Annotated in this window: 7 protein-coding genes; 4 read left to right on the top strand and 3 right to left on the bottom strand. The window is 47.7% G+C overall.

Annotated features, from left to right (window positions below; all coding sequences use genetic code 11):
• A partial coding sequence (locus SOHN41_RS08840; protein WP_050801829.1) for a class I SAM-dependent rRNA methyltransferase occupies positions 1 to 846 on the top strand: 846 nt, incomplete at its 5' end.
• A gap of 101 nt (positions 847 to 947) precedes the next feature.
• Here SOHN41_RS08840 and SOHN41_RS08835 read toward each other — a convergent pair.
• From SOHN41_RS08835 to SOHN41_RS08825, 3 genes are all read right to left on the bottom strand, one after another.
• Complete coding sequence (locus SOHN41_RS08835; RefSeq protein WP_007647947.1) at positions 948 to 1,397, bottom strand: carboxymuconolactone decarboxylase family protein; 450 nt, start codon at positions 1,395 to 1,397, stop codon at positions 948 to 950.
• Positions 1,398 to 1,433: 36 nt separating this feature from the next.
• The gene (locus SOHN41_RS08830; RefSeq protein WP_037458529.1) at positions 1,434 to 2,348 is read right to left on the bottom strand and encodes a helix-turn-helix domain-containing protein; all 915 of its coding nucleotides are present in this window, start codon (positions 2,346 to 2,348) and stop codon (positions 1,434 to 1,436) included.
• A 290-nt stretch (positions 2,349 to 2,638) separates the two neighbouring features.
• Positions 2,639 to 4,801, bottom strand: a complete 2,163-nt coding sequence (locus SOHN41_RS08825) for a glycoside hydrolase family 97 protein (protein WP_007647945.1) — start codon at positions 4,799 to 4,801, stop codon at positions 2,639 to 2,641.
• A 255-nt stretch (positions 4,802 to 5,056) separates the two neighbouring features.
• On the opposite strand from SOHN41_RS08825, the gene SOHN41_RS08820 reads away from it, so the two are divergent.
• The 3 genes from SOHN41_RS08820 (at position 5,057) to SOHN41_RS08810 (ending at position 9,798) form a co-directional block, all read left to right on the top strand.
• Positions 5,057 to 5,824, top strand: a complete 768-nt coding sequence (locus tag SOHN41_RS08820) for a tRNA (adenine(22)-N(1))-methyltransferase (protein WP_007647944.1) — start codon at positions 5,057 to 5,059, stop codon at positions 5,822 to 5,824.
• 267 nt (positions 5,825 to 6,091) lie between these two features.
• A complete protein-coding gene (locus SOHN41_RS08815; protein ID WP_007647942.1) occupies positions 6,092 to 9,199 on the top strand; it encodes an EAL domain-containing protein in 3,108 nt (1,035 codons plus the stop codon).
• A 68-nt stretch (positions 9,200 to 9,267) separates the two neighbouring features.
• Entirely contained in the window at positions 9,268 to 9,798 is a 531-nt protein-coding gene (locus SOHN41_RS08810) for an NUDIX hydrolase (protein ID WP_007647931.1), read from the top strand.
• Positions 9,799 to 9,875 lie beyond the last annotated feature (77 nt).

Here is a 9,875-nt window from a genome sequence, read left to right as displayed (position 1 = left end):
AGTTTTCATCAGACCTTAACCGACGAAGAGTTGACCGATGTTAGCGCCGTTTTGCTGCAACAGACTCATTTGCCGATTGTTTATAATGACAGGTCATTAGGCCATTCCCGCGTATTGAATACCTTATCACCGGCACTGACGGATATTGCGAGTTCTGAGCGAGTAATGCAGGAAAATGGCATCAAGTTCAGCACTAAGCTGCGCCACGAAGGACAAGATCCGCTGTTATTCCTCGATATGCGCATTGGCCGCGAATATGTGCGGGCAAACAGCCAAGATAAAACTGTGTTGAATTTGTTTTCCTACACCTGCGGTATTGGTACCGCGGCCGCCATCGGCGGCGCGACTCGGGTGATGAACGTCGACTTTTCTTCCTTTGCCTTAGCCACGGGCAAAGCGAATGCGGCGTTAAATCAGGTGTCGAATGTGTGTGAGTTTGTGCAGAGTGATGCGTTTCCGGCATTGCGCCAATTGGCTGGTTTGAGTGTGGGAGGGCGCCGTAATCAAAAATTACCGAGCTACCCTAAATTGCCGCAAACCCAGTTTGATCTCGTGTTCCTCGATCCACCGCGTTATGCCAAGAGTGCTTTCGGTATTGTCGATTTGATCAATGATTATCAAGGTTTATTTAAACCCGCATTAATGGCGACCAAAGTTGGTGGTACTATCGTTTGCTGCAATAATGTGGCGAAAGTCGAGCGCCAAGCATGGTTCGACAGCTTAGTGCGCTGCGTTGAAAAACAAGGCCGCAGTGTCACTGCGCACACTTGGCTCGATCCCCATGAGGATTTCCCGTCATTCGATGACAATCATCCACTTAAAATTGTCGCACTGACCTTAAGCTAACGGCATAGCAATACGAACGGCACAGTGATAAGAACTATATAGTGATACAACAAACAGGGCACCCGATTCGGTGCCCTTTTTATTTGCCCATTTGTTTGCCATTAGATGGGTTGAAAATGGAAGGCAATCGCGACGCGGTTCCAGCCATTAATGGCAATGATTAAGCCGGTGAGGTCGACAATTTCTTTCTCGGAATAATGCTCTGCAAGCGCCGCATACTGACTGTCATGTACGGGCGCAGTGGCAACTTGGGTTAAGATTTCGGTCCAGAGCAGCGCTGCACGTTCCCGTTCATTAAAGAGTCCATCGACCTCATGCCAAGCGGCGAGTAAATCTAAACGCAGCTGTTCTTCACCGTCACTTCTGGCTTCCTCTGCGTGCATTCGCTGACAAAACGCGCAGCCATTGAGTTGCGATGCTCTGAGCTTGACTAAATGCACCAGTAATGGTGCAAAGTGAGAATCACTAGCCGCTTTGTCTAAGCTTAACAGTGCGTTGGCGAGTGCGGGTTGTAGCCGATAAATTTGCTGGCGTGGTATACGTTCTGACATAAAGCCTCCTATAAGCTGAGGCTTCAATCTAAGCGGTTAGCGTGGCTTAGGATTGGAGATTTGCGACATTTTACGCTTTCTGTATTGTCCTGGTGTTTGTTGTGTCACCCGTACAAAGTGTTGATGTAGATGGGCTTGATCGTAAAATCCACAATCGAATGCGACCTGCACTAGGCTGAGGTTAGGTGATTGGCTGAGTAGGTTACGGGCGATTTTGACTCTGTTTAATTGCAGTAACTGCGCGGGTGACAATCCGGTTTCTTGTTTAAATCTTCGTTCAAACTGGCGACGACTTAAGGGCAGTTGCCCGTAAAAATCCTCTAAACTGGCTTGGGTTTGAATGAGTTTTGGCAAACTCGCCTGCACTAAGCCAGTCCTAGTGCATTTATGCCTAGATAAAGTTGCATCGAATTGTTGTTGGGCTAGTTGCAATAGCCAATGCTCAAGTAATGCGATACGCCTGCTAGGCTGATTTGTTTCCGCCAGTTGCGATAACAGTCGATGCAATCCCGTTAGCTGCAATTGCGTCGCATCAATCACAGTCGCTGAAGCCGTAGACTGAATATCTTGTAATTCGATGCCGAGCAAATGAAACGCACCGCCGGGGTGAAAGCGAACGGTCATCTGTTCGATCCCTGGCAAAAAGGTGTGGCAATGTCGGTTTTGACCACAGTGAAAAAATACTTGAGGTTCATCGCCACTTGGCGCTTGGGTTAGTATTTGCGTTGGGAAATAGAAATGCAGGCTAGTGCCGCCGTCTGGGTAAAATGTCTGCTCGATACTCTGCGGTAAATCGGTCGCTACGCGTAAATGAAAGTAGCGCTGCACCCAAGGGCGAAGTAGCGTTATGGGTTGAAAATGCGTAAAGCCTAAGTGTGCGAGTTCGGTCTCGAAACGCTTAAAGCTGCGCATTTCTAATAAGTCGGCCGAGTATCGCAAGATGAGCACCATGACGCAAGGAAAGAAAAGTCAGATTAATCTAACTTAAGCATTTTTGCACCTGTGCTTCGATTTATACCGATTTAACGGTCAATGGGCACGAACTGAATTTACGCCAACATCAGCTAAGACGCCTCGACTATGGTTAACTTTTACGTTTGTATTGGGATAAACCGGAGCTATCTGGCAATAAAAAGTCACCAAGGACAAGGTACATTCTTGGTGACTGTCTATTTTTTTACTCTGTATTTTCACACTCGCTTAAGCATTCAAGTTAATGCACTGAACTTAACACGCTAAATCTAAAGTGCTTTAAAGCGTATTGCCGTGCCGCCACTGCTGGCGAGTGCGAGGTTTAGGCTATCTTTAGCACTCACCTCTTTAGTTTCAATCACATAATCATAGGGGTTGGTTTTCCAATTAGCTTTTGCGCCATCGCGGTAAATCTGCGCTTGGTAGCGTTTCTTGGGATCGAGGAAATCCAGTTTGACCGTGACCTTGCGCGCGGTTTCATCCGTGAGTGCACCTAAGTACCAATCACCTTGATCCTTCGCTTGGCGGGCAAAGACCACATAGTCGCCGACTTCACCGGCAAGTGCGACACTCTGATACCAATCTGTGGGCACATCGCGGATAAATTGGAAGGCATCTAAGTGCTTTTCATAATTGCGTGGCAAGTCTGCTGCCATTTGGATTGGGCTATAGAGCACAACATACAAGGCAAGCTGTTTGGTCAGTGTGGTTTGCACACGGTTTTCTGCATCCAACCCCTTAGGCGCTAAGTCAAAAATCCCCGGGGTAAAGTCCATTGGGCCCGCGAGCATACGGGTGAACGGTAACATGGCAGTATGTTCAGGGCTGTTTGGTGGGCTACCCCAAGCATTGTACTCTTGGCCGCGGGCACCTTCGCGGGCGATCCAGTTCGGATAGGTTCGGCGCAGGCCAGTGTCTTTAATTGGCTCATGGCTATTGATGCTGATATGGTGTTTCGCCGCCTCGGTGACACTGCGCAGATACTCGCCCACCATAAACTGGCCGTCGTGCCACTCGTGACGGGTAATGCCTTGGTCATCGATACGCTTGATTTGGCCACCATCGGCCACGTAACCCGTTTTGACTTGAGTCACGCCGTGTTTTTCATACAGGGCGAAGGCATCAGCCATTTGATCGCGATAATGGGTGACTGATCCTGCTGTCTCATGGTGGCCGATTAAACGCACCCCTTTTTTCGCCCCGTAGGCAGTGATGGCGGGCAGATCGAAATCATCATAGGCCTTAGTAAAGCTAAATTGATCGCCATTGTGGAACCAGTCGCCGTCCCAACCCTCATTCCAACCTTCTACCAATACACCATCAAACTGATATTTAGCGGCGAAATCCATGTAGCGCTTTGTTTCGCTGGTGGTGGCGCCGTGGGTTGGGCCCGAACCCCAGGTATTTTCGTTTAAATGCATTCCCCACCAAATACCGACGTATTTCCCCGGTTTTACCCAAGTAACATCGCCGAGTTTATTGGGCTCATTGAGGTTAAGGATAAGGTGAGAGTTGAGCAGTCCAGTCGCGTTGTCGGCAATTTGAATGGTGCGCCACGGCGTATAAAAGCCCACTTGAGTTTTGACGCGAATGCCATCTGACCAAGGGGTGAGATCGGCCTTAAGCTTGCCATCGCGCTGTTGATCTAAGGTCATGGCGGCAAAGTCCACCAAGGCGGCCTCGTGAATACTTAAGTGCGTTCCATCTGCGAGTTTAAAGGTGAAGGGGGTGTGGACCCTATCGACTTCTTTCAGCGCTGTGGTGCGATACAGATATTCGTAGCGATTCCAGCCGCGGGCAGGGATCCACCAAGCGGTGGCTTTATCGGCTTGACCGACATTGAACTCGGTTAACTCGTCTGTGATGGATAGCGGTGAATTGGCGGGCAGGGCGGCTTGTTGGGCTAAGTGATAGCGAAAGCCAATCCCATCGTCAAAGGCTTTAAACTCGACGTCGAGTTGCACCTTGCCGTTGCTTAATACTGCGGTCAGTTGATTGTGTTGATCGCGGATCCATTCCTGCTCGCCCCAGGGTTGTTGCCACTTCTCATCGGCACTTTTTTTATCGCTGCTTTTTATCTGTAATCCTTGGCCGAGTTCACCAAGGGATTGAAAAACTAAGCCTAAGCGGCTCGGTTCTATGACTGTCTTGCCGTGAAAATCGATTGTATATTCGGGGCGGCCAGTATCGTCACTCAAGCTGATTTGAATGTGTTGGTTGGGTGAGCTGACGGTAACGGTTTTGGCAAATACGTTGGCACTCAAGAGGCTAGTGACCGCAAGGGCGATGACTGTTGGGCTTAATAGCGCTTGCGATAGCTTTTGGCGCGCTGAACTCTTACGAGCGTGGCTGTTTGTTAAGTGGCAGTCTGTTACGTGACAGGCAGTTAAGTCGCTGCGAGTGAACTGAATAGGGTTCGTCTTGATGAACATTCCTTGATCCTTGTTTTTATAATGAATGTGACTCACAGCATACTAGTGGCGATGGCTTTTTAACCGCAACGGCCTGCATACGTATTCACCCCATTAAGGCATGGTGTGACAAAAGTGACGTGAAGCTCTGCGAGGGAATGAACAAAAGGTGTGGTTTGGTTTTGACTCGGGTAAAATGCGCGCTTTCTTTTTGCTTAAAAATGCAATTTAGCGCGGGATTCACAGCATTAAAAGCCGTAGCAGTAAGGTCAAACCGTGAAAATTAGCCAACGTTTACAACAGATAAACAACATGATCAGTGGTCATTACGATCATATTTGGGATTGCTGCTGCGATCATGGTTTACTCGGTATGCTGTTGTTAGAAAGGAGCGCTGCCCGCCACGTACACTTTGTCGATTGTGTGCCTTCGCTAATGCAGGCGCTTGAACTGCGTTTGCAGCGTTTCTTCCCCGCTGACGTATCAGGCCTTAATCCACACTTAGACCCACACTTAAACCCAGACATAGACCCCAATTTATGTCGTCATACTCAGTGGCAAGTCCATTGCCTTGATGTTGTGGCGTTACCACTCGCGCAAACCAGTGACAAAGATAAGCAGTTGATTATCATCGCTGGTGTGGGTGGTGAACTGCTGGTGGAACTAGTGCGGGCAATTGTCGTTAAGCATCCAGAGAGGCGTCTTGAGTTTATTTTGTGCCCCGTTCATCATAATTACTATGTTCGCCGATCCCTTGCCCAGCTAGGGCTGATACTTCAAGCTGAAATGCTACTAGAAGAAAATCAACGTTTTTACGAAATTCTCCATGTTATCAATAACCGCAATGACGATGGCCCTAGTATCAGTCCAACGGGATCGTTAATGTGGGAGGATCTTCGGGGAGAGGAACTCGCTTTAGCTAAGCGTTATCTGCAGAAAGTGATCAACCATTACCAACGTATACCCGAAGATAAACGCCCCCACAGCATTATCAACGCCTATCAACACCAGCTTGGGTGTGTCACTGGCACCATTCTTTCCTAGGTGTGATTTATTCGGATCTTTATACTTTGTTATCGCTCGCGTTTTCATCAAAAAATGCTAAGTTTAGCTTGGTTAATAAGACTAAATATGTCGCCACCCGTTTAGTGGTCTCCCTCGTTTAGATGGATAAATTAGCACAGAATATACAGAATATGAGGAGACTACTGGATTTCACGCTCCCTTAATTAGATTTGGGCAGCAACTCGATTAGTCGTACAGACGATGAAGGAATCATCAATAATAGTTGAGTTGGGGGATATCTAAACGATGCATAATTTTTCTCGATTCCAGTTCGTTGTACTTGCGGTTGCAAGCTATGCTCTATTAGCCTTAGGTTGGATTTATTTCTCCGATCAACTTCTGCTATTTATGACCGATCAGGAAACGGTGTTCCGTTTTTCCCTCGCTAAGGGGATATTTTTTGTTTTCACATCGGCATTAGTATTTACTTATGTGTTAAATGCGGTACCCGATCGCCATATCGCTCCGTCCCACAGCGCCATCGAACTGACCTTTTCCCATTCAATACTGTTAGGACAAAGCCTGTGGTTTAGTTATTGTGTTGCAGTTTTACTCCCATTGCTCACCCTATGGTTTGTTCAGTATTTACCCCTTGAATTGCAGACGCGGTTGCTCCTGTTGATTTTTACGTTACCTATCTCCTTAAGTGCCATTATCGGTGGCTTTGGCCCTGGCCTATTGACGACATTTATATCGACATTGAGTGTGTATCTATTAACTATCAATGCAGATAAACCCCAGAACGAGATGATCTTCACTTGGCTTCCTATTGTGAGCCTGAGTATTAATGGCATTATCATCAGTGGGTTAAGTGGTTATTTAAGGGCGTCCTTACGTAAATCCGATTTAAATCATCAGTTGCTGGAATCTATGGTATCCCAGACGACAGATGCCATTTTTGTGAAAGATTTGCAGGGGCGTTATGTAATGGCGAACCAAAGAGCTGCGGCGTTTGTAGGCAAGTCGACAAAGGAAATGATTGGCCAGAATGATGAGGCGTTATTTGAACCCGCATCGGCGGCCTTGATCCGTGTTAAAGATGAACGAGTGCTTAAAGATAAGGGGGTGACAACCCATAAAGAGCACTTACTCCTTAGCACTGGACCGGCGGTATTTCAGGTGACAAAGGGTCCTGTGATGGATTCAAAAGGACTGGTCCGGGGCCTCTTTGGTATCGCGCGCGATATTACTGCGCAGGAACAAAGTGCCGAGCGTCTGCGCCAGAGTGAGACCAGCCTGAAGCAGGCACAACAATTGTCCGGTATCGGCAGTTGGGAGTGGGATACAGTGACTAACACCCATACTTGGTCAGAACAAGTTTTTGCCATTTATGGATTAACCCCAAAAAAAGCCTTAGATTTTGAGCAACTCCAGTCACTCTTTACGCCCGAAAGCTGGCAAAAATTGAACCAAGCGGCCATGCGCTGTTTAGAAACGGGCGATCCCTATGAATGCGAGGCCGAGCTAGTTGAGACTGAAACTTCCGTTTCTGCATGGATTATGGTCCGTGGTCAAGCGACGCTGGATGAGCAGGGTAAAGTGATAAAACTCCATGGCACAGTGCAGGACATTACTCAATCTCGTATGTTGCAACAGCAAATTGCCGCCCAAACGGCGCTATTACAACGGGTGATCCAGGGCTCGGAGCAGGGATACTGGGACTGGAATGTCGCAACGGGTGAGGTGCAGGTCAGCCAAAAATTTGAAGCGATTTTAGGTTACTCAGCGGGTGAGATCCAACTGACTGTGCATAACTGGACCCATTTTGTGCATGAAGATGATTGGGCGGATGTGAAAAGGATCGTGCGACAACATTTACGACACCGGAGTGCGAGCATAGAACTGGAAGTGCGTTGCAAGAAAAAGTCCGGGAATTTTTGCTGGGTACTCTGTAAGGGGCGCGTGGTAGAGGTGGATGGTCGTGGTCGCCCCTTGATGATTTCGGGGACTCAAGCGGATATCACGCAGTTAAAAAATCACGAGGCAGAACTCGATAGGGTGGCAAACTATGATGTGCTCACCGGGTTGCCTAATCGGCGGCTATTACTCGACAGATTTAACCAGGCGATTTCACGGGTAAACCGTAATGGCAGCCTTTGCGCTGTGTGCTTCCTCGATCTCGATGGTTTTAAAGTGGTTAACGATCAATATGGCCATGATGTGGGCGATCAATTGCTGATCGCGATAGTCGAGCACCTTTCCTACATCATGCGCGAGCAAGATACCTTGGCGCGGGTGGGGGGCGACGAATTTGTTGCATTATTTGAAATTGATTCAGAAACCGAAGGTACACAAGTCCTAGAACGAATGCTGGGGGCGATAAATCAAACGATTTATATTGGGGATAAGCCGTTGCGCTTAACGGCGAGCATTGGCGTGAGTTTATATCCTGAGGACAATGTTGATCCCGATATTCTGCTGCGCCATGCCGATCACGCCATGTATATGGCCAAAGCGGCGGGTAAGAACTGTTTTCAAATGTTTGACCATGATGTTGAGCGAAAAGTGATCGCGAAAAGACAATGGTTAGAAGAGTTAAAAGCAGCCTTTGCTAAGCGGGAGTTTGTTCTTTTCTATCAACCTAAGGTCAATCTTGCCACGGGAGAAGTCATAGGGGCGGAAGCATTAATACGCTGGTTACATCCACAACGGGGTATCTTGCTGCCGAGTGCCTTTTTACCCGATATCGAGGGCAGTGAACTTGAAATTCCCTTAGGGGAATGGGTCATTAATACGGCGCTTGCACAACTACAAGCTTGGCATAAAGAGGGGCGAAATATTAAAGTCAGCGTCAATGTGAGCGCGCGGCAACTCCTTGCCGATCACTTCTATGATTTTTTGAAACAAACCTTGACTGATCACCCCGATGTGCCAGCATCAGCCCTTGAACTCGAGATCCTCGAAAGTGCAGCCATTAAAGATATGGCCCTTGCTATTGCGATTTTAAATGAGTGTGTCAGCCTAGGTGTGCATTTCTCCCTCGATGATTTTGGTACGGGTTATTCCTCCTTGACTTACCTGCGAAAACTACCTATTTCAACTCTTAAGATAGATCAGAGCTTTGTCCGTGACATGCTGGAGGATCAGGATGATCTACGGATTGTCGAAGGCGTAGTTAGGCTTGCGACTGTGTTCAATTTAGCCGCGATTGCCGAAGGGGTTGAGAGCATTGCCCATGGCATAAAATTGGCCGAACTTGGCTGCCAGATGTGTCAGGGCTATGGTATTGCACACCCTATGTATGCCGATGACTTTATAAACTGGTATGAAAATTGGCCCTTACAGCATGCACAAATGCAGCTGGGTTTAATGCATATAGCTGAGCCAATCTCTGTAAATAGCCGTTTCAAATGAGAGATTATTTGATCTGCTTTTAAGAGAATTTCATTTATGCTTCGACTCTTTTAGATAATGGATTAGCTATGCGCCTGCTGAAATCGACCCAAAACCCCACCGTAAATTTACTCACGGCTCGCGTGTTTTACCGCCGAGCTGCCCGCGCGATTGTGTTATCGGGTGAAGATATTTTGCTGCTCTATACCCAAAAATACCGTGACTATAGCTTACCCGGTGGTGGAATTGATGAAGGTGAGAACTTAGAAGACGGGCTGATCCGGGAATTACGGGAAGAAACGGGGGCAATTAAGGTTCAAGTGGGCGCGCCATTTGGCCGTTATGAAGAGTTTCGTCCTTGGTATCGGCAGGGGGCAAATGTCGTGCATATGGAGTCTTATTGCTATCAATGTGAAATTGACACTGACTTAGGAATAAGAGGGCTGGGTGAACCTAGCTTTGAGGACCATGAAATTAAAAATGGCATGAGACCAGAATGGATTAATATTCATCGGGCCATTGCCCATAACGAAGATATTCTGCGCCATTTCCCAAACAAGGGGCAATCGATAGAGCGGGAAACATTCCTGTTGAAACTGATCGTTGAAGAACTGCTATAGAAGTGTTGAACCTAATGGCCTTAGCCTCCCATGAAGCGATGCACTCTCGCATCGCTTCAGTTAAGGACAGAGGTAAA

It is taken from the genome of Shewanella sp. HN-41 (genome assembly GCF_000217915.1).
Lineage (GTDB): Bacteria > Pseudomonadota > Gammaproteobacteria > Enterobacterales > Shewanellaceae > Shewanella.
Note: the sequence above shows the minus strand (reverse complement) of the source record. Positions and strands in the feature narration are given on the sequence as shown.

Coding starts and splice junctions, on each gene's coding strand:
- SOHN41_RS08815 (WP_007647942.1), top strand. CDS start 6,092: ATGCATAATTTTTCTCGATTCCAGTTCGTTGTACTTGCGGTTGCAAGC.
- SOHN41_RS08810 (WP_007647931.1), top strand. CDS start 9,268: ATGCGCCTGCTGAAATCGACCCAAAACCCCACCGTAAATTTACTCACG.
- SOHN41_RS08830 (WP_037458529.1), bottom strand. CDS start 2,348: ATGGTGCTCATCTTGCGATACTCGGCCGACTTATTAGAAATGCGCAGC.
- SOHN41_RS08835 (WP_007647947.1), bottom strand. CDS start 1,397: ATGTCAGAACGTATACCACGCCAGCAAATTTATCGGCTACAACCCGCA.
- SOHN41_RS08825 (WP_007647945.1), bottom strand. CDS start 4,801: ATGTTCATCAAGACGAACCCTATTCAGTTCACTCGCAGCGACTTAACT.